Here is a 24,209-nt window from a genome sequence, read left to right as displayed (position 1 = left end):
TACTTCACGGTGAGGGTGAGCGAGTGGTTGCACGGCCGCCTTTACCGGATCGAGACGGAGAGCCCATGTCAGACCCCTTCAGAAGCCTGCTTTCAGCGCTCGACATCACCAAGAGCGCCCGAACGAGCGAGGACATCTTCGTGGGCTCGTCGGAGTGGACGCCACTCGGCCGGGTCTTCGGCGGACAGGTTCTCGCGCAGTCGCTGGTCGCGGCCAGCCGCACCGTCGACGACGATCGTGCCGCGCACTCGATGCACGGATACTTCCTCCGCCCCGGCGACGCGAACCAGCCCATCACGTTCTCTGTCGACCGCATCCACGACGGCCGCTCGTTCACGACGAGGCGCACGCAGGCCTACCAGAACGGGCAGCCGATCCTGTCGATGATCGCGTCGTTCCAGATCGAGGACCCCGGGCTCGACCATCAGGCCGAGATGCCGGAGGGCGTGCCCGAGCCTGAGTCGCTGCCGACCGCGGCCGACCTCATCGGTCATTTCGATCATCCTGTCGCTCGCAACTGGGCATCGGAACGGCCCTTCGACATCCGCCATGTGTCGTCGCCCGTCTATCTCGCCGCCGACGAGAACCGAGTCGCCCACCAGGCGGTGTGGATCAAGTGCATCAACCGGCTGCCCGACGACCCGGTACTGCACCGGGCGGCCCTCGCTTACGCCAGCGACTACACCCTGCTCGAGTCGATCTACCGCCGGCACGGACTGAGCTGGCTGACGCCCGGGCTGAAGGCCGCGAGCCTCGACCACGCGATGTGGTGGCACCGGCCGGGCCGGGCCGACGAGTGGATTCTCTATACGCAGGAGTCGCCCTCCGCGTCGGGCGGTCGCGGGCTGGCGCTCGGGCGCATGTTCTCGAAGGACGGTGTTCTGCTGGCGAGCGTCGCGCAGGAAGGGATGGTGCGTATTCCGGCGCTGCGGTAGCACGCGGTTCAGGATGATCGGGGCTCCGCCCTCGTAGCTACCGGCGGCGGGAGAACTCCAGGGGAGCCTCGACATAGGGCGACCACGCGGCTCGCTCGACGTCGGAGATGCGCCGGGGGCGCCCGGTCTCGGAGTCTGCCAGCACGAGTGTCGTGGCGGCCCGGGTGAAGAGCACCCGGGGCTCGGTGGTCTCGGGATTCCAGACCTCGTAACAGACCTCGAGGCTGGCTCCGCCGAGCCGGCCGAGCCAGAGCTGGATGTCGAGTGACTGGCGGAGGTACGGAACCTGCACCAGGTACTCGATCTCCTGCCGCGCGATCAGCGACAGCGTGCCCGACCCCGGTTGCACGTTGAGCACCGCCGTTTCGGAGCAGTCGACGGGAACCCCCGCCGTCTCTTCGGGCGACCAGAACGCCTCGATGCGCGCCTCTTCGAGCAGACGCAGCATCTGCACGTTGTTCACGTGGCCGTAGGCGTCGAGGTCGGACCAGCGGAGACGTGCGGGTACGTGGAGCCGCATGGAGGTGCCCGTGCCCGTCAGTCTCGGGTCAGCTTGCGGTACGCGGAACGGTGCGGCTTGGCTGCATCCGGACCCAGCCGCTCGATCTTGTTCTGCTCGTAGGCCTCGAAGTTGCCCTCGAACCAGTACCAGTTCGCCGGGTCCTCCTCGGTGCCCTCGTACGACAGGATGTGGGTGGCGATGCGGTCGAGGAACCACCGATCGTGTGTGATGACCACCGCGCAACCGGGGAACTCGAGCAGCGCGTTCTCGAGGCTGCCGAGCGTCTCGACGTCGAGGTCGTTGGTCGGTTCGTCGAGCAGCAGGAGGTTGCCGCCCTGCTTGAGGGTCAGAGCGAGGTTCAGCCGGTTGCGCTCACCGCCGGAGAGCACGCCGGCGGCCTTCTGCTGGTCGGGGCCCTTGAACCCGAACGTCGAGACGTAGGCGCGGGACGGGATCTCGGTCTTGCCCACCTGGATGTAGTCCTGGCCGTCGGAGACGACCTCCCAGAGGCTCTTCTTGGGGTCGATGCCGCCGCGGTCCTGGTCGACGTAGGAGATGTCGACCGTGTCGCCGATCGTGAGCGTACCGGCGTCGAGCGGCTCGAAGCCGACGATGGTCTTGAAGAGCGTCGACTTGCCGACGCCGTTCGGGCCGATGACGCCGACGATTCCGTTTCGCGGCAGCGTGAACGAGAGGTTGTCGATGAGCACACGCTCCCCGAAGGCCTTGTGCAGCTTGCTCGCGTCGATGACCTGGGAACCCAGCCGGGGCCCGACCGGAATGACGATCTCCTCGAAGTCGAGCTTTCTGGTGCGCTCGGCCTCGGTGACCATCTCCTCGTAGCGGGCGAGACGCGCCTTCGACTTCGCCTGGCGGCCCTTGGCGTTCGACCGCACCCAGTCGAGCTCCTCTGCGAGACGCTTGGAGAGCTTGGCGTCTTTCTTGCCCTGCACCTGCAGGCGCTCCTGCTTCTTCTCGAGGTAGGTCGAGTAGTTGCCCTCGTAGGGGTAGAGCTTGCCGCGGTCGACCTCGGCGATCCACTCGGCGACATGGTCGAGGAAGTACCTGTCGTGTGTCACGGCCAGAACGGCGCCGGGGTATTTGGCCAGGTGCTGCTCGAGCCAGAGCACGCTTTCGGCGTCGAGGTGGTTGGTCGGTTCGTCGAGGAGCAGAAGGTCGGGCTTCTGCAGCAGGAGCTTGGTGAGCGCCACGCGACGCTTCTCTCCACCGGAGAGATTGGCGACGCTCGCATCGCCCGGAGGGGTTCTGAGGGCATCCATCGCCTGCTCGAGCTGGGAGTCGAGGTCCCACGCGTCGGCGGCGTCGATCTCCTCCTGGAGGTTGCCCATCTCGCCCAGCAGCTTGTCGAAGTCTGCGTCGGGATCTGCGAGCTCGACGGAGATCTCGTTGAAGCGGTCGATCTTGCCCTTGATCTCGCCCACCCCCTCCTGCACGTTCTCGAGGACGGTCTTCGTCTCGTCGAGCTCGGGCTCCTGCATGAGGATGCCGACGCTGAAACCGGGGCTGAGTTTCGCCTCGCCGTTGCTGGGCGTGTCGAGCCCCGCCATGATCTTCAGGATGGTCGATTTACCGGCGCCGTTCGGACCCACCACACCGATCTTCGCTCCGGGCAGGAACGACATCGTCACGTCGTCGAGGATCAGTTTCTCGCCCACAGCCTTGCGGGCGCGCACCATGGAATAAATGTATTCGGCCATGGCTACCAGTCTATTGTGCGGGTCTCCCCGACCAGGCATCTGCCGGTGCCGAGCAGCGGCGCCACGAGGCTGTGGTATTCACCGAACCCGTACTGCCCGATGAGGCACTGGCCGCCGAGCGCGACGGAGAACTGGACGGTGTCGGCCTTCACCCCGACCGTGGTCACGTCGGGGGTCACCTGCATCGCTGAGACATCGAACCCGCCGTCACGCAGGGCGCTGGTGAAGGCCTTTCCGTCGGGGGTGGTGTTCGACGCGGCCGACGAGGCGATCGTGGCGTTGTTGAGCGCGTCGAAGACGGGAAGGTTCTCGGCCGCAGACCCGCCCGCCACGAAGATGGGCGCCGCACCCGACGTCGGCACGGCGACTCCCGTCGGCGAGGCGGAGGCGCTCGGCACCGGAGCGGGAGACGGGGTGTCGCCGCCGGTGCAGGCGACCAGGGAGACGGCGACGACCGAGGTCAGAAGCGTGGCGAGAATGGCACGAGGCAGACGCCCAGGCATGAAGACTCCATCGGTTGTGAGCTGAATCCCCCTACAGACGCGTCGAGTCTAGGCCAGGAGAGTGCGCAAGAAGCTCACTTTCACCTCCCGAAGCTGGGAAGAACCCCTCTGCCGCAGCGTGCTCCGCGACGCTCGTCGGGGACTCTGCCGACCCGGGCCCGTGCCAGCCCCCGCCCGCCTCCTGCCGCTCGGACGAGACGCTCCGACGGAACTCGCTGTTGCCCCAGGCGAGGTCATGACCGACGGACTCGGCCTCGACCTCGACCGTCATGCCGCTCTTCTCGGAGTTCTCCCACTCCCGTATTCTCAGCCGTCCCGCCGCCACCACCCGGTCACCCTTGTTGACCGAGGCGGCCAGGTTCGAGGCCAACTGCCGGAAGGCCGTGACGGTGTACCAGTTCGTTCCGGTCTCGACCCAGGTGTTCTGCTGCCGGTCGTAGCGGCGCTGACTCGAAGCGAGACGAAAACTCGTGATGGCGAGCCCGTCACCGGTGGTGACATGACGCGGAGTGGTGGCGACGACTCCGGTGAGGGCGATGGTGTCAGGCATGGTGGAACTCCTTCTCGTGATGGCCGATCGCCCGCCAGCCGGTGTGGCTGGTCGACGTCTCGGCCGGTGGATCGAGTCTGTTCCGGTACCCCCGGAGCAGTCGGGAGCACCGACGAATCTGTGGAGAACCGGGCGCGGGTACCGCGTGTGGAGGGGACATATCCGAGACCGCTCCGACGAGCATCCTGAGCCAATGTCAGCGGCTCGTTCTACGGTTGTGCCACATCGAGAGCCGGGCCGGCGAACACACCAGAAAGGCACCACATGAGCTTCAGTCCCACTGCTCGCGCTTCGGCGTTCGCCCCGACCCTCCGCCAGGTGCGTCCGACTCTCTGGCGGGTGCTGCGCTCGGATGGCAGCATGGCCGGGTACATCGAACAGGCCACCGACCGTTTCGAGGCCCGCCGCATGATCGCCTCGACGCGGCAGTTGGTCGGTGTCGGCGACTTCGGCTCCATCGACGACGCGCTGAGCTGCTTCCGGTGAACGCGGTCGAGCAGGGCACGCGGGGCGCTGCAACACACGCCCGCATGATCCACGGCCGGGTGAAGGGGCGGAGGTAGTCTTCCCCCATGGAATGGTGGAGCAACTTTCTCAACTGGGCCGGCACCGATGGTGGGGCCTACGTCATCACGAGCATCGCGGTGCCGGCTGTCTCGATCATCGTCGCCGGGCTACTGGCAGCGTGGATTGCGAGCGGGTCGATCAAACGACTGCTGGCGAACCGCGACCGCGACCTCAAAGTGGCCGCCATCGGCGCGCTGGTGGATGCCGCCGAGCAGGCCTCTGTGTGGAATTCGCTGACCCCGCAGGAGCAGGTGCTCTCCGACAGGGCGACCGGGCAGGCCGACATCCAGGTGCGCCTGCTGCCCCTGAAGGGCGCTGCCGTTGCGGCGAACTGGGCAGCGCATTCGCTCGCCGAGATGAAGCGCAGCTCGGCCACATTCGGCTACCAGATCGAGCCTGCCGTCATCCAGTTCCGCGACCAGTTGGTCGAGTGGCAGCACCGCCCGGGCCGCACCCGCCGTTCGTTCCAGAGCGATCTCGACCGATGGTCGACGCAGGGCACCGACACCGAGCGCACGCTGAAGGAACAGCAGGAGGCCTGGGTCGCACAGCAGCACCACGAGCAGTATTCGGCGCCCGCAGCGAACCCTGCGCCGGGCGCCTCCACGGCTGCCGCGAACGCCGGGGCAGCGACCGGAACGTCGACCCCTGCCCCGGAGGCGGCGGCCGCCTACCGGGCGCCCAGCTACCCTTCGCGCTCGGTCGATGCCCCTCGCGCAACCACGGGAACGCTCGACACCCAGCGGGTGCTGAACAACGTCGATGCCCTCGAACGACAGATCGACGCAAACCCCACGCGCTGACACACACTGTCCCCCCGGAGGGATTCGAACCCCCGGCCTGATGGGTAGAAACCATTTGCTCTTCCGCTGAGCTACGGGGGGAGGACTACCCCACCATTATGCCGCAGTGACCCCGGGGCTCCGGCGCGACGCGGCCCGGTGGCTCTACCCGGTCAGCTGCCCTCTTTCTTCACTGGGCGGGACTTCTTCGGCTTCGACCTGTTGTAGGCGATCGCCGCACGGATGAGATCTTTGAAGGCGTCTTCGTCAACGCTCTCCCCCTCCGCCAACTCCACCGAGCGGCGCTGGTTGCCGCCGAGTTCACCGTTGAACAGCTTCTCGGGGTCGTCGATCAACGCTCCGTACATGAACCCCATCTTGACCTTCGTCTTGAAGATGTTGCCGACGACCAGGATGCCGTCGAGCTCCCAGACGGGAGCGCCCATCCACTTCCATTCCTCGACGATGTCGCTGTCGACCTCGAGCACCATCCGGCGCAGGTTCGCCAACGCTGCACCGCGCCAATCCGGGTGCTTCGCGATCAGGGTGTCGATCTCGTCGGAGGGGTTCACAGCTGGTTCCTTTCGTCGGCCGCGGCATTCCAGAGCAGGATGACCGGGGCGCCGTGCTCGTAGCCGAGCGCGCTCAGGGTCGAGGTCGCGAGGGAGAAGATCTGCCCGCCGGTCGGAGCCAGTTCCACCCAGGCGGCCGCGAGCGCACGCAGGATGTGGCCGTGGGCGACCAGCAGCACGTCGTCACCCGCATCGACGTCTGCCCGCACACGCGACAGCACGGAGAGCGCACGCAGCTGCACCTGGGCGTTGTTCTCCCCCGGAGTCGCCCCGGCTGGCACACCGTCGCGCCAGAGGTTCCACGCTCCGCGCTGGGCCACGATCTCGACCGAGGTGAGGCCCTCGTAGGCTCCGTAGTCCCACTCGGCGAGATTCGGATCGACGACCGCTTCGTCTGCGTAGCCGACGAGCTCGGCCGTTCTCCGGGCCCGGATGCGTGGGCTCACCAACACCTGGCTGAACGGCCTGCCCTGCAGGAAGCGCCCGACGGCGCGCGCCTGGTCTTCACCGTGGGCCGTGAGCGGCAGATCTGTCGTGCCCGTGTGCTGACCCGTGAGACTCCACGCGGTCTCGCCGTGTCGAACGAGAACGATCTGCCCGGTCTTGGGCGGTATTGTTTCAGTGACCACGGGTGTGACTCCAGTCGGGTGGTTGGCCGGAGATCCGGTCCACTCTCACGGTAGCGCAGCATCATCCGGAGCCTGTGTCAGGGGCCGACGATAGACTTCCACCATGAGCACACACACAGACCGACTGGTCTGGATCGACTGTGAAATGACCGGCCTCGACCTCAGCGTCGACGAACTGGTCGAGGTGGCGGTGGTCATCACCGACTTCGAACTGAACCTCGTCGATCCCGGTTTCACCATCGTGATCAAGCCCGACGATTCCGCCCTCGAACACATGAACGACTTCGTGCGCAACATGCACGCGACGTCCGGGCTCGACCAGCTCATCCCGAACGGAGTGACGCTTGCCGAAGCGGAGTTCGAGGTGCTCGAATACATTCTGAAGTTCGTGCCGAACGAGCTGAAGGCACCGATTGCGGGCAACACCATCGGCACCGACCGCATGTTCCTCGCCAAGTACATGCCGCGGGTCGACGCACACCTGCACTATCGCAGCGTCGACGTCTCGTCGATCAAGGAGCTGGCCCGTCGGTGGTTTCCGCCCATCTACTTTCACGCGCCCGCCAAAGACGGCGGGCACCGCGCCCTCGCCGACATCCTCGAGTCGATCCGCGAGCTGGAGTACTACCGCAAAGCGATCTTCGTGGCTCCCCCCGGGCCGGCGTCTGCCGACCTCAGGGCCATCTCGGCCGAAGTCGTGAACGCGTTCGCGTCGAAGCTGTAATAGACTCTTCGAGTTGCTTCGTTTGACGACGGAGTCATGGTGGGTATAGCTCAGTTGGCAGAGCGCCTGGTTGTGGTCTAGGAGGTCGCGGGTTCGAGCCCCGTTACTCACCCCATCGAAACGAGCGGCCCGAGTCTTTCGGGCCGCTCGTTTTTCGTTCTGCTGAGTTTCATGGTCGGTTTCAGTTCACGGAGGGCTCCGGATGATCGACCTCGATGCAGAGGCGTTCGAAGCGCTCGTGGTCGAAGAACTCGACGGGCTGCCCGACGACATGATCGACGGTCTCGAGAACGTGGCATTCGTCGTCGAGGACAGACCCGAAGACGGCTCCCTCGACCTGCTCGGGCTCTACGACGGAGTCGCACTGACGGAACGCGGGCAGTACGGGTTCGGCGAGATGCCCGACCGCATCATCCTGTACCGCGAGCCGCCGCTCGCGGTGGCGGCCGACCTCGACGAGCTTCGCGACGAGATCCACATCACCCTGGTGCACGAGATCGCCCACTTCTACGGAATCGACGACGAGAAGCTGCATGAGCTCGGCTGGGCCTGAGGTCGGCGTGCCGGCGCCTCGGCCAGCGGGTCGCTCGGGGGCACGGCCGGCTGCGGGCTAGCGTGGGGGCATGCCCTCGACTGCCGCGCACCGTGTTCGCCGGGGGATCGTGGTGGCCATCGGCACGGTCGTGATCCTGGGGCTCGGGGTGTATGGGCCGGCGACGCTGCTCGGGCCGCTGCCGGCCGCGACCACGACGGTCATCGATGTGCCGGCCACGGCATCCGGCGCCGTCGCGCCGTCTCTGCCGTCGACGGGGGCCAGCGGGGTCACGGTTGCAAGTTCGGAGGCGGGTGGCGCGGGCTCTGCCGGGTCCGGCACCCCAGCTCCCGCCGCCCCGCCCGCGGGCAGCGTCGTCACCGCGGGCATCACCGATCCTGTGCCGCTGGGCGGCAGCACCAAGATCATCACTGCGCTCGTGGTGCTGTCCGAGCATCCGATCGTCGACGGAACCGACGGCAGTCCCGTCGTGATCACTGCCGAAGACTACGCGGACTACGTGGCCTACATCTCCCAGAGCGCCCGGGCGGTGTCGTTCATCGCGAACGAGAGCTGGTCGGAGCGGGACATGCTGCGGGCGATGCTGCTCGGCTCCAGCAACAACCACAGCGACGCGCTGGCGCGCTGGGCGTTCGGAACAATGGACGGCTACCTCGCCGCGGCGAAGACCTGGCTGGCGGCGAAGGGGATGACCGGCACAACGGTAGTCGATGCAACAGGTCTTTCGGAGGGGTCGGTCGGCACGCCATCCGACCTCACGCGCATCGCACAGCTGGCGTTCGAGACTCCCGTGATCGCGGAGATCATGGCCCAGGGTTCGGCGACCCTCCTCGGCAACCGCCAGGTCGAGAACCTCGCGACCTACCTGCCCGACCTCGGAGTGACGGGGTTGTCTCTCAGTTACACCGATGAGGCGGGCCTCTGCCTGCTGTACAGGGCAGTGGTGCCGGTGGCGGGCGGCGCGACGACCGGGGGCGACGCGGCGGGCGGGGGCGACGCGGCGGCGTCCACCGATCCGGGCACCGCCACGATCTACGGCGCACTGCTGCGGGAGCCCGACTACCCCACGCTCGAGGCCGACCTCACGGCGTTGGTGAGCAGTGCATCCGCGGGTCTGAAACCGACTGCACTCACGACGGAAGGCACCGCCTACGTCGAGTATGAGACGGCATGGGGGCAGATGGCGAAAGGCACTGCTGCTTCCACAGAGTCCCGGATGCTCTGGGCCACCGCGCCCGTCGAACACAGCGTTTCGCCAATGACCGTGACCACCGCAAGGGCCGGAAGCTCGGTGGGCTCTGTCACGTTCCCTCTGCCGGGCGGACCGGTCGCTGTGCCGCTCACTCTCGACAGTGCGCTGACCGACCCCGGACCCCTCTGGCGACTGTCGCACCCGATCGAGACGATCAGTACGTTCATCGCATCTTTGGGGTAGCTCCCGGACGTCAGCCCTGCCCAACGCCCGGCCGACGCAACGGCCGTCGACGCGACGGGGGCAGGCTCCGGCGAATGGCCGCTAGACGAGCGCCTCGCCGGGCGCCACGCCCTCCTCGTCGCTGACGGGCGAGTCGCTCTTCGAGGCGTCGAACGAGTACTTCACATGGGTCTCGCCGTTCATCTCGCGCTCGCCGATGGCGTGGTACTCGAAGTTGGCCTCGATGCCGTCGACGAGGGCGATGACGCCGAAGGTCTTGTCGTACTCTCCGCCGATGAGCAGGCGCTGGTCGGTCTGGCCCTCGAGTGGCCCGTCGGTGTATTCGACGACGTACGTGTTCGGTTTTTCAGTTGCATCAGTCATGATTCAACCGTACCGGCACCGCGCTCGGGCCCGGCACGTTCACCCCTGGCTGCCGATGAAGTTCCAGTGCCCGGTCGACACCGACACCGTGACGGCGACGAGTGCGACGACGATCGCGAGGCCCACCAGCACTCCCTCCCGCCAGCCGATGACGGATGCCCGGGCGTATGTTCGGGCGATCGACGACCCGAATCCGCGGGCCTCCATCGCGGTGGCGAGCTTGCTCCCCCGCCGGATGGACAGCACGAGCAGGGCGAAACCCTGGCTCGCAAACCGCCGGATGCGGCCCGAATCACCCACCCCGCGCGCCCGGCGTGCGAGCTCGAGCGACCGCCAGTCGTCGAGGAAGAGCCCGACCAGCCGCAGCGCAGCGAGGGCGCCCAGCACGAACCGACTGGGCAGATGCAGCACCTGGGCGAGGCCGTCGGCGAGATCAGTCGGATCGATGGTGACGAACAGCACGACGGCTGGCAGTCCGATGGCGAGAACGCGTAACAGCGTGGCGAATGCCAGCTCGAAAGAGCCATCCGTGACATTGATGAGCGCGAACTGAAAGTACGTCTGCCCGGCTGGCCGCCCGTACAGCACCGTGGTCAGGGCGGCGGCGGGCGCCGCGATCAGCACCGGCAGGGTGCGGAGGAAGAACACTCGAAGCCCGAGCCCGGCCCAGAAGAACAGCACCGTCTCGAGCGCCAGCGCGACTCCCGCCGACACCCAGTCGATCGAGAGCACGAGAGTCAGGCTGAGCAACAGAGCCGCAGCGAGCTTCGCGACAGGGTTGAGTGCGTAGACGGCCTGCGGTCCGCGCAGCGGGGTCAGGATGCTCACACCGCTCCGTCGCGGTTGAGGGAGCCGGGCATCCGGAACTCAGCGTCGGCGAGCGCATCGACGAACTCGGCGTCGTGGGTGACAGCGACCAGGGCGGTGCCTTCGTCGAGCAGTTCGGCGAGCAGAGCGACGAGTTCGGCCCAGGTGCGGGCATCCTGTCCGAAGGTGGGTTCGTCGAGCACGAGGAGACCCGGACGGGTAGCGAGCACGGTTGCGACGGAGAGGCGGCGCTTCTCGCCGCCGGAGAGGGTGAACGGGTTCGCCTCTGCGAGCGCGCGGAGGCGGAGCCGGTCCAGGAGTTCGTCGACCCGGGCGTCGATCTGGGGCTGAGGGAGCCGGAGGGCGCGCGGGCCGACAGCCAGTTCGGAGCGCAGGGTGCTGGCGAGGAACTGGTGCTCGGGATCCTGGAAGACGGTTCCGATGCGGGTGAGGAGCTCGCGGGACTTCCAGCGGATGGGGTGCGGGCCGGCTCCCGCGGCGAACGCGTCGCTCGCGGTGAGCGCGCGCCCCGCGGGTTGGGCGGCGGCGCGGCCGCTGAGACGGGTGCGGGCAGGGGTGTCGCTGGCGCCGCGCTGGCCGCCGGCGGGGTGGGTGCGGGCGGGGGTGTCGCCGGCGGGGGCGAGGAGGCCGGCGAGAGTGAGGGCGAGGGTCGACTTTCCGGCGCCGTTCGGACCGGTGATCACGGTGGCGCGGCCGGCCTCGATGTCGAGCGTCAGCCCCGTCGCGACGGTCGTACCCTTCACACGCGCCACGGCGAGGTCCCGCGCGATGAGCAGCGGCGCCGCGCCGGTCCGGTTCCCACCCGCACGGAGGGGGGCCGAACCGACGCCACTGACGCCGAGGGGTGGCTCAGCTCCGTGCGGGCGGTCGGAACCGAGGGGCGACGCACTGTTCAGCTCGTCAGACTCGAGCCGCGAGACGCGGATGGGGGCGTGGGGCGTGGCCGCGGGGGCAGCGGTGTCGGCCGGCCCACCGGGGGCGGCGTACGGGGCGGCCGCCGGCGTGGCCGCGGGGGCGGCGGCGCCTCGCGGCGCGCGCAGCGGGCGGGAGGGCGGATGTCCCGGCACCCAGACCCCGGCGGCGGCGAGAGCGGCCCCGCGGGTGCGGAGCACGTCGTCGGGGGGTCCGTCGGCGAGCACACCGCCGCCGGGGGCCAGCACCACGACACGGTTCACGAGGTGCTGCCAGATCGCCACGCGGTGCTCGATCACGACGAAGGTCGCCTGGGAATGCTCGAGTACGCGGGCAACCGCGTCCCGAACCTCCACCACACCGCGAGGGTCGAGGTTCGCGGTCGGCTCGTCGAGCAGCAGCAGTTGGGGCTGCATGGCGAGCACGCCGGCGAGCGCGAGCCGCTGCTTCTGCCCGCCGGAGAGGGACGACGTGGGGTGCGAGAGCGGAAGATGCAGTCCGACCGCGTCCAGCGCGTCGCCGACCCGCCGCCAGATCTCGTCGCGGGGCACTCCCAGGTTCTCGCAACCGAAGGCGACATCGTCGCCGACCCGCGCGAGCATCACCTGGGAATCGGGGTCCTGGAGCAGCAGGCCGACCCGGCCCCGGGCATCCGCCGGCCGTGCGCCACCGACGAGCAGCGAGCCGCGCTCCTCGCCCTCGTCAGAAGAACCGAGCACACCGGCGAGCGCGCTGATGAGCGTCGACTTGCCTGCTCCGGATGCCCCGAGCAGCAACACGCGCTCTCCCGCCCCAATTTCGAGGTCGAGCTGATCGACGGCCCACGCCCGGCGCCCCGCGTGCCGCCATCCCCACCCGCGGGCCGCAACATCCGCCCCACCCGTCAAGGGAGCGCCTGGCGCGCGGGGCGCGAACGCGGCGCTCAGACGAGCGCCCGCGCCTCGCGGCCGGCCGCGAAGCGGCTGAGCGCGCCCGTGCGGGCTATGCCCCGCATGGCCAGCCACGAGAGCAGCCCCGCAAGCACGATCCCCGACACGATCGACGTCAGCGAGTAGAGCAGGATGAACGGGGTGTCCGACCCCGGGTACGAGAGCGTCAGGTCGGTGATCGAGAGCGCGATCCCCGCGCCCACGCCCGCCAGCAGAGCGACCCACAGGCGGTAGCTCGAGTACAGGAACAGCGCGAAGACGATCTCTGCCCCGATCCCCTGCACCGCGCCCGAGACCAGCGTCGTGATGCCCCACTGCGTTCCGATCAGCGCCGAGACCACCGCAGCGACGAGTTCGGTGTACAGGGCGGCACCGGGCTTTCGGATGATCAGCCCACCCAGCACGCCGGCGAACAGCCAGCCCCCGTTGAACAGGCCCTGCAGCCCCGGGAGCGCGGCGCTCAGGGGGGTGGTGACGGGGTTGTAGGCGAGCCCCCAGGCCCAGAAGATGAGGCCCGCGGCGACGCCGATGACGCTGGCTGTGATGATGTCGACCACGCGCCACTGGAAACGGCCCCCGGTCGGTGAACCGGATGAAGAGGAGGTGGAGCGGCCGAGCTGGGTTGTTGTAGCGTGCACTGGTCGTGCCCTTTCGTCGATGCGAATGTGTAGGGCACGGGTTGTGAGACGCCGTCAGCGATCGGCAGAACGAACCGATCGGCAACGACGGCTCGAGAGATTGTCCTCCCTGCGCTGGCATGATCCAGATCAGGTTCGACGGTCGAAGGTTGAGAACCTTCCTCTCAGCCCGGCTCACCGGACTCCCGTGTTGCGTCGAGTATCCCATATTCTGGAGGTCTCATGCAGCTTCTCTTCGTTCTCGGCATCCTCATCGTCATCGCGGGGCTCTTTCTCGCGGTGAAGGCCCACCGGCACCTGACCGAGAGCTGGCTGCTCCGCCGGGGCACGCGGGCGAGGGGGCAGGCCGTGACGGTCGCTCCCCCACTGTCGGCCGGACTGGTCTCGCGCCTGACGAAGACGGTCACGGTCATCTCCTACACCGCGCACGACGGTGAGGCCCGCAGCCTCGTGCCGCGGTCGGGCGCCGGGGTGTTCAAGGTGATGGGCGCCGGCGGCGGCGTGACCGTGCTCTACGACCAGCAGCACCCTTTGAAGGAGGACCGCATCCGCGTCGGCTTCGGCTCTGCCCCGGAGCGCTGGCACCGTGTACGCCTCCGTCAAGCTGGGCAGCCGCTCGGAGAAGTGTGAAAAGCTGAACCCATGCAGTTGCGAATCTTCACGGAGCCACAGCAGGGCGCCAGCTACGACGGTCTCCTCGCCGTAGCCCAGGCAACCGAGCGGCTCGGCTTCGACGCCTTCTTTCGGTCGGACCACTACCTGACGATGGACGACGGCCCAGGCCTGCCCGGCCCGACCGACGCGTGGACCACGCTCGCCGGCCTCGCCCGGGAGACCAGCCGCATTACGCTGGGTACGCTCGTGTCGAGCGTGACCTACCGACACCCGGGCATCCTCGCCATCCAGGTGGCGCAGGTCGACCAGATGTCGGGCGGCCGCGCCGAACTCGGCCTCGGCACCGGCTGGTTCGAGGCCGAGCACAGGGCGTACGGCATCCCCTTCCCCGACAAGCGGCTCGGGATGCTCGAAGAGCAGCTCGAGATCGTCGAGGGGCTCTTCGGCACTCCGCTGGGCGAGAAGTACTCGTTCGACGGTGCGCACTACCAGCTCACGAATTCTCCGGCCCTGCCCAAACCGGTGCAGAACCCCCTGCCGGTGATCGTCGGCGGCAGCGGACCGAGCCGCACTCCCGCGCTCGCGGCGCGTTACGCCTCCGAGTTCAACACGCCGTTCCTCGAGTTCGAGAAGATCCGGCCGCAGTTCGACCGGGTGCGGAGCGCCTGCGAGGCGATCGACCGCGATCCCGACTCGATGGTCTACTCCGCTGCCCTCATCGTCGCGGTCGGGGCTGATGAGGCCGAGTTCACACGCCGCGCCGGGGCCGTGAAGCGCGACCCCGCCGAATTGCGCGAGCACGGCATCGCCGGAACGGCATCCGAAGCCGTCGATCGCATCAACCAGCTCGCGGAGCAGGGCGTCGAACGCCTCTACCTGCAGGTGCTCGATCTTCACGATCTCGAGCACCTCGAATTCATCGCGGCCCAGATCTCGCCGCACGTACAGTAAGACCGGTTCATCCGAAGCGCCCACCCGGGGTGCCGGAGAACCGCCATGCACTTTTTGAAGGAGTACTTCTGTGGACAGTTGGCCAGGATCTGCCTATCCGTTGGGCGCGACGTTCGACGGCAGCGGCACCAACTTCGCCCTCTTCAGTGAGGGGGCCGAGAAGGTCGAGCTCTGCCTGTTCGGCGAGAAGGGTGCCGAGACCCGCATCCTGCTGAACGAGGTCGACGCCTTCGTGTGGCACTGCTACCTGCCGCAGGTGCAGCCGGGGCAGCGCTACGGCTACCGCGTGCACGGGCCGTACGATCCGAAGAACGGGCAGCGGTTCAACCCGAACAAGCTCCTGCTCGACCCGTACGCCAAGGCGACCAGCGGCTCCATCGACTGGGACCAGTCGCTGTTCTCCTACAACTTCGGTGACCCCGACAGTGAGAACGACCTCGATTCGGCCAAGCACATGATGTACGGCGTCGTGATCAACCCGTTCTTCGACTGGTCGGGCGACCGCATCCTGCGGGTTCCCTACCAGGACACGATCATCTACGAGGCGCACGTGAAGGGGCTGACCGAGCTCAACCACGAGATTCCGAAGGATCAGCGCGGCACCTACGCGGGTATCGCGCATCCGGCCACCATCGAACACCTGCTGAAACTCGGTATCACGTCGCTCGAGCTCATGCCGGTGCACCAGTTCGTGCAGGACAGCACGCTGCTCGACAAGGGCCTGCACAATTACTGGGGCTACAACACGATCGGTTTCTTCGCCCCCCACAGCTCCTACTCCTCGGCTGGCGAGCGTGGCCAGCAGGTGCAGGAGTTCAAGGGCATGGTCAAGGCCTTGCACGCTGCCAACATCGAAGTGATTCTTGACGTCGTGTACAACCACACCGCCGAGGGCAACCATCTGGGCCCGACGATCTCCTTCCGGGGTATCGACAACGAGGCGTACTACCGGGTCATGGACGACGACAAGCGGTACTACATGGACTACACCGGCACGGGCAACACGCTGAATGTGCGCCACCCGCACTCCCTCCAGCTGATCATGGACTCCCTGCGCTACTGGGTCACCGAGATGCACGTCGACGGCTTCCGTTTCGACCTGGCCTCGACCCTGGCCCGCGAGTTCTACGACGTCGACCGCCTGTCGAGCTTCTTCGAGCTCGTGCAGCAGGACCCGGTGGTGTCGCAGGTGAAGCTGATCGCCGAGCCGTGGGATGTCGGCCCCGGCGGCTACCAGGTGGGCAACTTCCCGCCGCAGTGGTCGGAGTGGAACGGCAAGTACCGCGACACCGTTCGCGACTTCTGGCGCGGCGAGCCGTCGACGCTCGGCGAGTTCGCGTCGCGTTTCACCGGCTCGGCCGACCTCTATGAGCACTCCGGCCGCCGCCCGGTGGCCTCGATCAACTTCGTCACCGCACACGACGGCTTCACCCTCGCCGACCTGGTTTCGTACAACGAGAAGCACAACGATGCCAACGGCGAGAACGGCAACGACGGGGAGTCGAGCAACCGCAGCTGGAACAGCGGCGCAGAGGGCCCGACAGAAGACACCGACATCCGGAGCCTGCGTGCGCGCCAGCAGCGCAACTTCCTGGCCACGCTGCTGCTGTCGCAGGGCGTTCCGATGCTGCTGCACGGAGACGAACTCGGCCGCACCCAGAACGGCAACAACAACACCTACGCACAAGACAATGAGATCTCGTGGGTGCACTGGAAGCGTGCCGACGAGCCGCTGACCGAATTCACCGCGGCCGTGATGCGGCTGCGCAAGGAGCATCCGACGTTCCGCCGCAGCCGCTTCTTCGACGGTCGGCCCGTGCGCCGTGGTCGCGGCGAGCCGCTGCCCGACATCGTGTGGCTGAACCCCGACGCGCTCGAGATGGAGCCGGAGGAATGGGATGCTGCGCTCAGCCGTTCGCTCGGTGTCTTTCTCAACGGGCAGGGCATCCGCGGTCGCGACTACCGCGGTGAGCGCGTCACCGACGTCAACTTCCTCGTCTACTTCAACGCCGACGACGTCAACGTTGCCTTCACTCTGCCGAGCGCGGAGTACGGCGCCGCGTGGGACGTCGTGATCGACACCGCCGGCCAGGCGACCGACCAGGACCCGTCGAAGCCCGGCGCCATCCTCACCGTCTGGCCGAAATCGATGATGGTGCTGCGCGCCCACCGGCGCGAGACGGCCGATCCCGATCACTCCGTCGCCGCCTCGCTCAGCAGCATGACGGGCGCGATACAGACGATCACCATTCCCGCCACCCGGCCGTCGGTCGGATAGCACCCACTCCCCTCCTGCGTACGGCGAAAGAGACCCATGCCTGTTCCCAAGTCGACCTACCGGTTGCAGATCACGTCGGCGTTCACCCTGAACGACGCCGCCGCCGAAGCCTCGTACATCCACGACCTGGGAGCGGACTGGCTCTACCTCTCCCCGCTGCTGAGGGCCGAGGCGGGCAGCGACCACGGATACGACGTGGTCGACCACTCCGAGATCGATCCCGCAAGGGGCGGGGCCGCGGGGCTCTCCGCCGCGGTGGCGGCCGCGCGGAGGCTCGGGTTGGGTGTGCTCATCGACATCGTTCCCAACCACGTGGGCGTCGCGACTCCGACCATCAGCGGCTGGTGGTGGGACCTGCTGAAGAATGGGCAGGCCTCCGCCTACGCGTCGTACTTCGACGTGGACTGGGCCTTCGGTGGCGGCAAGGTGCGCATCCCCGTGCTCGGGTCGGCGCCGGTCGCCGGCGAGGAGATCGAGGGCCTCGAGGTGGTCGGCGACGAACTGCACTACTACGACAACGTCTATCCGATCGCCCCGGGCAGCTACACCGAGGGCGACTCGGCGACGACGGTGCTGCAGCGCCAGCACTATGAGCTGATGGACTGGCGACGTGCAGACGACGCCCTGAACTACCGTAGGTTCTTCGCGGTGAATTCGCTCGCGGGCATCCGCGTCGAGGAGCAGGTCGTGTTCGATGACTCCCACGTCGAGATCGCGCGGTGGTTCCGCGAGGGCCTCGCCGACGGCCTGCGCGTCGACCACCCCGACGGGCTCCGCGACCCGGGCACCTACCTCGACCGCCTGAGCGCGCTGACGGGGCAGGGCTACGTGCTCGTCGAGAAGATCCTCGAGGGCCGCGAGCAGATGCCCTCCTCCTGGCCGACCGCCGGCACCACCGGGTACGACGCTCTCGCCGACTTCGACCGCGTGCTGGTCGATCCGGCCGGCCAGGCGGCCCTGGACGCCCTCGACCAGGCGTTGGCGACGGATGATCGTCCCGCGCCCGAGACGTTCGAGAACCTCATCCACACCACCAAGCGCGGTATCGCCGACGGCATCCTCCGCTCGGAGGTGCTGCGTCTGCAGCGCGACCTCGCCGCGAGTGGCGCGCTCGATACCGCCGGAGCGCTCTCGGGTGGCGCGGGCGGTCCCGGTGCCTCGGGGCCGGGCGCATCCGGCGTCGACGCGATGGACGACGACGTGGCCGACGCGATCGCCGAACTGCTCACCTGCTTCCCCGTCTACCGTTCGTACCTGCCGCTCGGGCTCGACCAGCTCGAGGCCGCTGCCACGCTCGCCCGGGAGCACCGGCCCGACCTCGCCGGCACGATCGACGCCATCCTTCCGGCGCTCGGTGACCCCGACAACGAGGCCGCGAAGCGCTTTCAGCAGACCTCGGGCATGGTCATGGCGAAGGGCGTCGAAGACACCGCGTTCTACCGCTACAACCGGCTCACCTCCCTCAACGAGGTCGGGGCCGACCCGGGAGAGTTCGCCGTCGCGGTACCCGAATTTCACAAACGCCAGGTGGCTCGCCTGCGCTCCTACCCGAACGCCATGACGACGCTCTCGACGCACGACACGAAGCGTGGCGAAGACACGCGTGCCCGCATCAGCGTGATCTCCGAACTGACGGCGGAATGGGCATCCACTCTCAGCCAGCTGCGCGCGCTGGCGCCGCTCGGCGACGGCCAGCTCGAGAACCTGCTCTGGCAGGCGATCGTGGGCTCGTGGCCGGCGTCGCGCGAACGCCTGCACGCCTACGCCGAGAAGGCCTCGCGGGAAGCGGGCGACTCGACGGGCTGGCTCGATGTGAACGAAACGTTCGAAGAGCGGATGCACGCTCTGATCGACAGCGCATTCGACGACCCCGAGGTGGGGTCTGTGCTGGCCGCGTTCCTCGCCAGGGTCGAGCAGCCGGGCTGGTCGAACTCGCTGTCACTGAAGCTGCTGCAGCTGACCGCGCCGGGATCGCCCGACGTCTATCAGGGCAGCGAGCTGTGGGAGACGTCGCTCGTCGACCCCGACAACCGCCGACCGGTGGACTACACCAAACGCCGCGTGCTGCTGTCGTCGATCGACGGCGGGTTCAGGCCGGCCATCGATGCGAGCGGTGCAGCCAAACTGCTGGTGACCTCCCGCGCACTGCGGCTGAAGCGCGACCGGCCAGGGCTGTTCCAGGGCTACCGGCCCCTGACCGCATCGGGTTCCGCCGCCGGCCATGTCGTGGCATTCGATCGCGACACTGCGGTGACGGTCGCCACGCGCCTGCCCGTCGGGCTCGCTGCGGCAGGGGGCTGGGGTGACACGAGCCTCGACCTCGACTCGGCGCGCGTGGTCGACGTGATCACCGGGCGGTCGTTCAGCGGCGACAACCTGCTGCTCTCCGAGCTGTTGAGTGAATACCCGGTCGCGTTGCTCGCGCCGGCAACCGAGGCGTGAGGCGTACGGCTATGACGATCAAACAGTTCGATGTGTGGGCGCCCCGGGCACAAGCGGTTACCTTGCGGCTGCGGGAGCTGGGGGCGGCCGGCGACAAGGTCGACCTCGGGGCTGCCGCTGCTGCGGCATCCGCAGACCCGGAGACGACCGACGTGGATGCTGCGGGGGAAAGCGCAACCACCGATGCGCTCCGCTCCATCACCATGGAACCGAGCGATGACGGCTGGTGGACCGCGCCCGGGCTCGCGGGCTTCATCGAGGCCGACTACGGCTACGTTGTGACGCCTCTCGAAGGCGACCCGTCCGATGACGACGGCGACTCCTACGCCGACGCCGGTGCCGAGGGGCCGATCTACTCGAGCGTGCCCACTCATATCGAAGACGAACAGGTGCTGCCCGACCCGCGCTCGCGGCGCCAGCCCTCGGGCGTGCACGGTCTCTCGCGCAGCTACGACCCCACCACCTTCGTCTGGAGCGACGAGACGTGGAAGGGCCGCCAGCTCGCGGGCGGCGAGATCTACGAACTACACCTCGGCACCTTCACTCCGCAGGGAACCCTCGAGGCCGCGATCGGCAAGCTCGACCACCTCGTGTCGATCGGTGTCGACTTCGTCGAGCTGCTGCCCGTGAACGCCTTCAACGGAACGCACAACTGGGGCTACGACGGCGTGCTCTGGTTCGCCGTTCACGAGCTCTACGGCGGGCCTGAGGGTTACCAGCGTTTCGTCGACGCCTGTCATGCGAGAGGCCTGGGCGTCATTCAGGATGTCGTCTACAACCACCTCGGCCCGAGCGGCAACTACCTGCCGCTGTACGGCCCGTACCTGAACGATGCGGCGGCCAACACCTGGGGCTCGGCCATCAATCTCGACGGCGACGATTCCGCCGAGGTGCGCCGCTACATCATCGACAACGCGCTGATGTGGCTGAACGACTACCACGTCGATGGGCTGCGCCTCGATGCGGTGCACGCCCTGCAGGACTCCTCACCCGTGCACCTGCTCGCCCAGCTGTCGACCGAGGTGGATGCTCTCTCGAGCTTCCTGGGCAAGCCGCTCACCCTCATCGCCGAGTCCGACCTCAATGATCCGGTCATGTTCACCCCGCGGGAGAGCCATGGCTACGGGCTCACCGGGCAGTGGAGCGACGACTTCCACCACGCGGTGCACGTCGCCCTCACCCGCGAGACGACCGGATACTACGAGGACTTCGACTCGCTGTCGGCACTCGGCAAGGTGCTGACGGAGGGGTTCTTCCACAACGGCACCTTTTCGACCTTCCGCGAGAAGACGCACGGTAAGCCGATCGACACCGCCCACGTATCCACGTGGCGGCTCGTGGTGGCGAACCAGAACCACGACCAGATCGGCAACCGGGCGACCGGCGACCGGCTGACCGCGTCGCTGACGGATGGCCAGCTCGCCATCGCCGCTGTGCTCACCCTGCTCGGGCCGTTCACCCCGATGCTGTTCATGGGTGAGGAGTGGGCGGCCTCGACTCCGTGGCAGTTCTTCACGTCGCATCCGGAGCCCGAGCTCGGTGAGGCCACCGCCAAGGGCCGCATCGCCGAGTTCGCCAAAATGGGCTGGGACGAGAACGAGGTGCCCGACCCGCAGGACCCGTCGACGTTCACGAACTCGAAGCTCGACTGGAGCGAGACCGAGAGTGGACGCCACACGAAGCTCCTCCGTCTCTACCGCGACCTCGCGACACTCCGGCACGGTCTGCCCGAGTTCACCGATCCGCGCTTCACAGAGGTTGCCGTGCGCTTCGACGAGCAGGCGCGCTGGTTCGAGGTGCGCCGCGGCGACATCCGCGTGCTCATCAACTTCTCGGAAGCCCCGGTCGATGCCTCGATGATCGACGACGCCCTCGGCGAGGTGCTGCTGTCAACCCAGGATGTGCTGGCCGACGTTGACGCCGGAGCATCCGGCGCCGGGGCTGGCGCACCGGGTACCCTCCCCGCGCATTCGGCGACGGTCTATCGGCGCGCCTGAGGCTGGCGGCGCCGGGCTCTCGGCGCCGCTCAGCCGGCCGTGACCGGGTAGGGCTCGGTCGTCAGAGTGGTGCTGGGGTAGCCGGTCTTGCGTGCGGTGATCGACACGGAGAGGTAGTGGCCGAGGTCGGCCTGCACGATCCGGTACGACGATCTCGTCTGGCCGGGAATCGGCGCTCCGTCGCTCAACCACTGGAAGGTGAACGTCGCGCCCAGGGGGGTGACATTGGCCACGTCTGCCGAGAGGGTGTTCCCGACGGACGGGGTGCCGTTTGTCGCGTACCCCACACCGCTGATGACGCGAGCGGCGATCGCCGCTGTGGGCGTCGACTCGAGGGAGGCACTCGAGCCCGACGGCGTGCGACCGGTCACGGTGACGGACAGGGCGGCCCCCGCGTCAGCCGCGGCCGGTGTGTACTGCGATCGGGTCGCCCCGGCGAGGGGCACGCCGTTGCGGCTCCACTGGTAGCTGAAGGTCACAGGGAGCGGCTTCCACGTTCCGGTCTGGGCCGTGAGCACGGAGCCGACCTGTGGCGTACCGACGATGGTGGGCTTGGGCGTCTGGGTGAAGGCTGCACCGGTACCGGCGGGGCCGGTCGTGACCGTCGTCTGGTAGGTGACCATGTCGAAGTCGAGATTCTCGCCGATCACATCGAGCTTCGGCGTGACGGTCTGGGAGAACCCCGGGCGGATGGTGACGCTGCCCACCGGGCCGACGTACTGGAAATCGGAGTCGTCGGAGAACTCGATGGTCGCCCGCTGCCCGTGCAGTGCCGCGGTGATGTCCCACGAGACGGTCACCGTGTCTGCCGCCACGACGGTCTTCAGTGTGTAGTTCCGGTCGATCTCGCCGAAGACGTAGGTGCCGATCGGGGCGCTCGGTACGCTGGCGTAGACGCGGCCCTTGATGGTCGCGACCGCCCTGAGACGCACCACGTTGACCGTTCCCTCGACGAGGTCCTTCCCGGTCAAAAACGAGAACGTGTCCGGTCCGGCGACACGGAAGAAGTCGGGCTTTCGCCAGACGTTGTCGCCGTTGAGGTCGTACTGGTAAGTGATCTGGTCACGCGTGGCGCTGCCGAACGTTCCCTCCCTGACGATCTCGTAGAAGATGATGCCCTGACGACCGGGGAACATGGTCTGGTCGGTCACGGTGGGCGGGCCCGGGGGCACGGCTGCGGGCGCGGCTGCGGGCGCGGCTGCGGGCAGCGGCTGCGGGCAGCGGTGCTGCCGTCGCCGGCATCGCGCCGCCGAGGGCCAGCGTGGCCGCCAGACCCAGCCCCATCGCCGCCGTGACTGTCTTCGCCAGACCTCGTGCGAACATCCGATTCCCCCTCGAATCACCCCGGGGCCGACCCGGCCCTCCAGCCGATCATGCGCACCGGGGCGGCCGGCGTCAAGCCTCGGGGTCGGCTACTTGGCTGCCTCGACCGGATCCGTCTCGTACGTCACCAGGCTCACGGTCGGGTACCCGGTCTTCCGCGCCGTGATCGCGAGGGAGATGCGGTGACCGACGTCGGCCGGTACGACCTGGTGCACGGCCTTCGTGTCGCCGGCGATGGGAGCTCCGTCGCTCAGCCACTGGTAGGTGAAGGCCACGCCCAGCGGGGAGACACCCCGGGTCTCTGCGTACAGGGTGTAGCCGACGATCTGGGTGCCGTTGAGATAGTTCTGCACGCCGGTGATGACCCGCGCGGCGACGGTCTCCGTCGGTGATGATGCCACCGTCGCGCTTGCGCCCGAAGGAGTGCGGCCGGTGACGGCGACGGTGACCCTGGCACCGGCATCAGCCGTGACGAGGGTGTACTGCGAACGGGTCGCGCCGGCGATGGCTGCGCCGTTGCGGCTCCACTGGTAGCTGAGGGTGACGGGCTGCGGCTTCCAGGTTCCCGCCTGGGCGGTCAGCACCGAACCGACCAGCGGATCGCCGACGATCGTCGGCTTCGGCGTCTGGGTGAGGGGTGCGCCGCTGCTCGCTGCACCGGTGGTCACCGTCGTGGAATAGTCGCGGTAGTCGAAGTCGAGGTTCTCACCGATCACGTTCAGCGTCGCTGTCACCGTGGTGGAGTAACCGGGGCGAAGCGTGACGCTGCCGACCGGGCCGACCGGCCCGCCCACACCGAGATCGGGATCGGTGCCGAAGGTGATGTCGGCTCGCTGGCCGTGCAGGGACTGGGTCAGATCCCACGAGACCGTGACGGTATCGCCCGATACAACCGTCTTCGGCGAGTACGTGAGGGCGAGCTCGTTGAAGACGTAGGTCGAAACGGCGGCACTCGGAACGCTGTCGTAGATGCGGCCCTTGATGGTGGCACGGGCGATCAGCCGGATGCTGTAGGTGTGACCCTCGACGATGCCTTTGCTCGCAACGACCCCGAAGTCGTCGGAACCGGGCTTGTACCCGTAGTCGGGCTGGCGCCAGACTCCGTCGCCGTTCAGGTCGTAGAGGTAGCTGAGCTGGTCGAGCGTGGCGCTGCCGTGGGAACCCGCCTTGACCACCTCGAGCCAGATGACGCCGTCACGGCCGGGGAACTCGGTGAGTTCGAGCGAGACCGGCGGGCTCGGCGGGGTGATGGTCGCCGCTGCGGCTACCGTGCTCGCTGTGCTGTTTGCCGCCGCGGTACTGGTTGCTGCCACGGTCGTGATGGCGGTTGTTGCCGCTGGTACGGCGGCCGTGGCCGACACCGCTCCCGTCAATGCCAGCGCGGCGGTCACGACGACCCCCGCAGCGACTCTGCCTGTCTTCTTCAGACCCTGTGCGAACATGCCCGTTCCCCCTTGAAGCCG

General features: G+C 67.9%; 23 protein-coding genes and 2 tRNA genes. 12 read left to right on the top strand and 13 right to left on the bottom strand.

The window, feature by feature from the left end; translation table 11 throughout:
* The first annotated feature begins 65 nt into the window (after positions 1–65).
* Complete coding sequence (locus B7R24_RS05340) at positions 66–935, top strand: acyl-CoA thioesterase (protein ID WP_116417939.1); 870 nt, start codon at positions 66–68, stop codon at positions 933–935.
* 37 nt (positions 936–972) lie between these two features.
* On the opposite strand, the gene B7R24_RS05335 is transcribed toward B7R24_RS05340, so the two are convergent.
* Genes B7R24_RS05335 through B7R24_RS05320 form a run of 4 tightly spaced genes read right to left on the bottom strand, consistent with a single transcriptional unit; the run spans position 973 to position 4,208 of the window.
* Complete coding sequence (locus B7R24_RS05335) at positions 973–1,455, bottom strand: acyl-CoA thioesterase (RefSeq protein WP_116417938.1); 483 nt, start codon at positions 1,453–1,455, stop codon at positions 973–975.
* Between the two features lie 17 nt (positions 1,456–1,472).
* Entirely contained in the window at positions 1,473–3,155 is a 1,683-nt protein-coding gene (gene ettA, locus B7R24_RS05330; protein WP_116417937.1) for an energy-dependent translational throttle protein EttA, read from the bottom strand.
* 2 nt (positions 3,156–3,157) lie between these two features.
* A complete protein-coding gene (locus B7R24_RS05325) occupies positions 3,158–3,658 on the bottom strand; it encodes a DUF6993 domain-containing protein (protein ID WP_116417936.1) in 501 nt (166 codons plus the stop codon).
* Positions 3,659–3,689: 31 nt separating this feature from the next.
* A complete protein-coding gene (locus tag B7R24_RS05320) occupies positions 3,690–4,208 on the bottom strand; it encodes a single-stranded DNA-binding protein (protein ID WP_116417935.1) in 519 nt (172 codons plus the stop codon).
* A gap of 264 nt (positions 4,209–4,472) precedes the next feature.
* On the opposite strand from B7R24_RS05320, the gene B7R24_RS05315 reads away from it, so the two are divergent.
* Positions 4,473–4,694 carry a hypothetical protein gene (locus B7R24_RS05315; protein ID WP_116417934.1) on the top strand — a complete coding sequence of 74 codons (222 nt, stop codon included), beginning with the start codon at positions 4,473–4,475 and terminating at the stop codon, positions 4,692–4,694.
* 86 nt (positions 4,695–4,780) lie between these two features.
* Positions 4,781–5,578 (top strand): hypothetical protein, encoded by a 798-nt coding sequence (locus B7R24_RS05310; RefSeq protein WP_216363622.1) that lies wholly within the window; start codon positions 4,781–4,783, stop codon positions 5,576–5,578.
* A 9-nt stretch (positions 5,579–5,587) separates the two neighbouring features.
* On the opposite strand, the gene B7R24_RS05305 is transcribed toward B7R24_RS05310, so the two are convergent.
* The 3 genes from B7R24_RS05305 to B7R24_RS05295 all read right to left on the bottom strand — a co-directional run bounded on the left by B7R24_RS05305 (position 5,588) and on the right by B7R24_RS05295 (position 6,758).
* Positions 5,588–5,659, bottom strand: a tRNA-Arg gene (locus B7R24_RS05305).
* A 71-nt stretch (positions 5,660–5,730) separates the two neighbouring features.
* Positions 5,731–6,129 carry a DUF1801 domain-containing protein gene (locus tag B7R24_RS05300; protein WP_116417933.1) on the bottom strand — a complete coding sequence of 133 codons (399 nt, stop codon included), beginning with the start codon at positions 6,127–6,129 and terminating at the stop codon, positions 5,731–5,733.
* The gene (locus B7R24_RS05295) at positions 6,126–6,758 is read right to left on the bottom strand and encodes a histidine phosphatase family protein (RefSeq protein ID WP_116417932.1); all 633 of its coding nucleotides are present in this window, start codon (positions 6,756–6,758) and stop codon (positions 6,126–6,128) included. Before B7R24_RS05295 ends, B7R24_RS05300 begins: the two co-directional genes overlap by 4 nt.
* Positions 6,759–6,861: 103 nt before the next feature.
* On the opposite strand from B7R24_RS05295, the gene orn reads away from it, so the two are divergent.
* From orn to B7R24_RS05275, 4 genes are all read left to right on the top strand, one after another.
* A complete protein-coding gene (orn, locus tag B7R24_RS05290) occupies positions 6,862–7,482 on the top strand; it encodes an oligoribonuclease (RefSeq protein ID WP_116417931.1) in 621 nt (206 codons plus the stop codon).
* Between the two features lie 39 nt (positions 7,483–7,521).
* A tRNA-His gene (locus tag B7R24_RS05285) sits at positions 7,522–7,597 on the top strand.
* Positions 7,598–7,684: 87 nt separating this feature from the next.
* Positions 7,685–8,035 (top strand): metallopeptidase family protein, encoded by a 351-nt coding sequence (locus tag B7R24_RS05280; RefSeq protein WP_116417930.1) that lies wholly within the window; start codon positions 7,685–7,687, stop codon positions 8,033–8,035.
* Positions 8,036–8,105: 70 nt separating this feature from the next.
* Positions 8,106–9,470, top strand: coding sequence for a hypothetical protein (locus B7R24_RS05275; protein WP_116417929.1), 1,365 nt, complete (start codon positions 8,106–8,108; stop codon positions 9,468–9,470).
* Positions 9,471–9,551: 81 nt separating this feature from the next.
* Here B7R24_RS05275 and B7R24_RS05270 read toward each other — a convergent pair whose 3' ends face one another.
* The 4 genes from B7R24_RS05270 to B7R24_RS05255 are packed head-to-tail and all read right to left on the bottom strand — an operon-like array spanning position 9,552 to position 13,140.
* Entirely contained in the window at positions 9,552–9,833 is a 282-nt protein-coding gene (locus tag B7R24_RS05270; RefSeq protein ID WP_116417928.1) for a hypothetical protein, read from the bottom strand.
* A 39-nt stretch (positions 9,834–9,872) separates the two neighbouring features.
* Positions 9,873–10,661 (bottom strand): energy-coupling factor transporter transmembrane component T family protein, encoded by a 789-nt coding sequence (locus B7R24_RS05265; protein ID WP_116417927.1) that lies wholly within the window; start codon positions 10,659–10,661, stop codon positions 9,873–9,875.
* Entirely contained in the window at positions 10,658–12,460 is a 1,803-nt protein-coding gene (locus B7R24_RS05260; RefSeq protein ID WP_216363621.1) for an ABC transporter ATP-binding protein, read from the bottom strand. Before B7R24_RS05260 ends, B7R24_RS05265 begins: the two co-directional genes overlap by 4 nt.
* 35 nt (positions 12,461–12,495) lie before the next feature.
* Positions 12,496–13,140: an ECF transporter S component gene (locus tag B7R24_RS05255; protein ID WP_116417926.1), complete on the bottom strand. Its 645-nt coding sequence runs from the start codon at positions 13,138–13,140 to the stop codon at positions 12,496–12,498.
* Between the two features lie 222 nt (positions 13,141–13,362).
* On the opposite strand from B7R24_RS05255, the gene B7R24_RS05250 reads away from it, so the two are divergent.
* The 5 genes from B7R24_RS05250 to treZ all read left to right on the top strand — a co-directional run bounded on the left by B7R24_RS05250 (position 13,363) and on the right by treZ (position 21,423).
* Positions 13,363–13,770 carry a DUF3592 domain-containing protein gene (locus tag B7R24_RS05250; protein ID WP_116417925.1) on the top strand — a complete coding sequence of 136 codons (408 nt, stop codon included), beginning with the start codon at positions 13,363–13,365 and terminating at the stop codon, positions 13,768–13,770.
* 12 nt (positions 13,771–13,782) lie between these two features.
* Entirely contained in the window at positions 13,783–14,706 is a 924-nt protein-coding gene (locus B7R24_RS05245; protein WP_116417924.1) for an LLM class F420-dependent oxidoreductase, read from the top strand.
* A gap of 70 nt (positions 14,707–14,776) precedes the next feature.
* Positions 14,777–16,984, top strand: a complete 2,208-nt coding sequence (gene glgX / locus B7R24_RS05240; RefSeq protein WP_116417923.1) for a glycogen debranching protein GlgX — start codon at positions 14,777–14,779, stop codon at positions 16,982–16,984.
* 36 nt (positions 16,985–17,020) lie between these two features.
* Positions 17,021–19,426, top strand: a complete 2,406-nt coding sequence (treY, locus tag B7R24_RS05235; protein WP_116417922.1) for a malto-oligosyltrehalose synthase — start codon at positions 17,021–17,023, stop codon at positions 19,424–19,426.
* Between the two features lie 11 nt (positions 19,427–19,437).
* Complete coding sequence (treZ, locus tag B7R24_RS05230) at positions 19,438–21,423, top strand: malto-oligosyltrehalose trehalohydrolase (RefSeq protein ID WP_116417921.1); 1,986 nt, start codon at positions 19,438–19,440, stop codon at positions 21,421–21,423.
* Between the two features lie 29 nt (positions 21,424–21,452).
* Here treZ and B7R24_RS05225 read toward each other — a convergent pair whose 3' ends face one another.
* Positions 21,453–22,574, bottom strand: coding sequence for a hypothetical protein (locus tag B7R24_RS05225; RefSeq protein WP_116417920.1), 1,122 nt, complete (start codon positions 22,572–22,574; stop codon positions 21,453–21,455).
* A 261-nt stretch (positions 22,575–22,835) separates the two neighbouring features.
* Positions 22,836–24,188 carry a hypothetical protein gene (locus B7R24_RS05220; protein WP_116417919.1) on the bottom strand — a complete coding sequence of 451 codons (1,353 nt, stop codon included), beginning with the start codon at positions 24,186–24,188 and terminating at the stop codon, positions 22,836–22,838.
* Positions 24,189–24,209: the final 21 nt, after the last annotated feature.

Origin of the sequence: Subtercola boreus, assembly GCF_003399645.1 — a bacterium.
Lineage (GTDB): Bacteria > Actinomycetota > Actinomycetes > Actinomycetales > Microbacteriaceae > Subtercola > Subtercola boreus_A.
The sequence above is the reverse complement of the archived record's forward strand: the minus strand, read 5'-3'. Positions and strand labels throughout refer to the sequence as shown.

Excerpts from the sequence above, each read along its gene's own strand:
- orn (WP_116417931.1), top strand. The coding sequence starts at position 6,862 with ATGAGCACACACACAGACCGACTGGTCTGGATCGACTGTGAAATGACC.
- B7R24_RS05270 (WP_116417928.1), bottom strand. The coding sequence starts at position 9,833 with ATGACTGATGCAACTGAAAAACCGAACACGTACGTCGTCGAATACACC.
- B7R24_RS05310 (WP_216363622.1), top strand. The coding sequence starts at position 4,781 with ATGGAATGGTGGAGCAACTTTCTCAACTGGGCCGGCACCGATGGTGGG.
- treZ (WP_116417921.1), top strand. The coding sequence starts at position 19,438 with ATGACGATCAAACAGTTCGATGTGTGGGCGCCCCGGGCACAAGCGGTT.
- B7R24_RS05315 (WP_116417934.1), top strand. The coding sequence starts at position 4,473 with ATGAGCTTCAGTCCCACTGCTCGCGCTTCGGCGTTCGCCCCGACCCTC.
- B7R24_RS05320 (WP_116417935.1), bottom strand. The coding sequence starts at position 4,208 with ATGCCTGACACCATCGCCCTCACCGGAGTCGTCGCCACCACTCCGCGT.
- B7R24_RS05250 (WP_116417925.1), top strand. The coding sequence starts at position 13,363 with ATGCAGCTTCTCTTCGTTCTCGGCATCCTCATCGTCATCGCGGGGCTC.
- ettA (WP_116417937.1), bottom strand. The coding sequence starts at position 3,155 with ATGGCCGAATACATTTATTCCATGGTGCGCGCCCGCAAGGCTGTGGGC.
- B7R24_RS05220 (WP_116417919.1), bottom strand. The coding sequence starts at position 24,188 with ATGTTCGCACAGGGTCTGAAGAAGACAGGCAGAGTCGCTGCGGGGGTC.
- B7R24_RS05340 (WP_116417939.1), top strand. The coding sequence starts at position 66 with ATGTCAGACCCCTTCAGAAGCCTGCTTTCAGCGCTCGACATCACCAAG.
- B7R24_RS05245 (WP_116417924.1), top strand. The coding sequence starts at position 13,783 with ATGCAGTTGCGAATCTTCACGGAGCCACAGCAGGGCGCCAGCTACGAC.
- B7R24_RS05335 (WP_116417938.1), bottom strand. The coding sequence starts at position 1,455 with ATGCGGCTCCACGTACCCGCACGTCTCCGCTGGTCCGACCTCGACGCC.
- treY (WP_116417922.1), top strand. The coding sequence starts at position 17,021 with ATGCCTGTTCCCAAGTCGACCTACCGGTTGCAGATCACGTCGGCGTTC.
- B7R24_RS05325 (WP_116417936.1), bottom strand. The coding sequence starts at position 3,658 with ATGCCTGGGCGTCTGCCTCGTGCCATTCTCGCCACGCTTCTGACCTCG.
- B7R24_RS05275 (WP_116417929.1), top strand. The coding sequence starts at position 8,106 with ATGCCCTCGACTGCCGCGCACCGTGTTCGCCGGGGGATCGTGGTGGCC.
- B7R24_RS05280 (WP_116417930.1), top strand. The coding sequence starts at position 7,685 with ATGATCGACCTCGATGCAGAGGCGTTCGAAGCGCTCGTGGTCGAAGAA.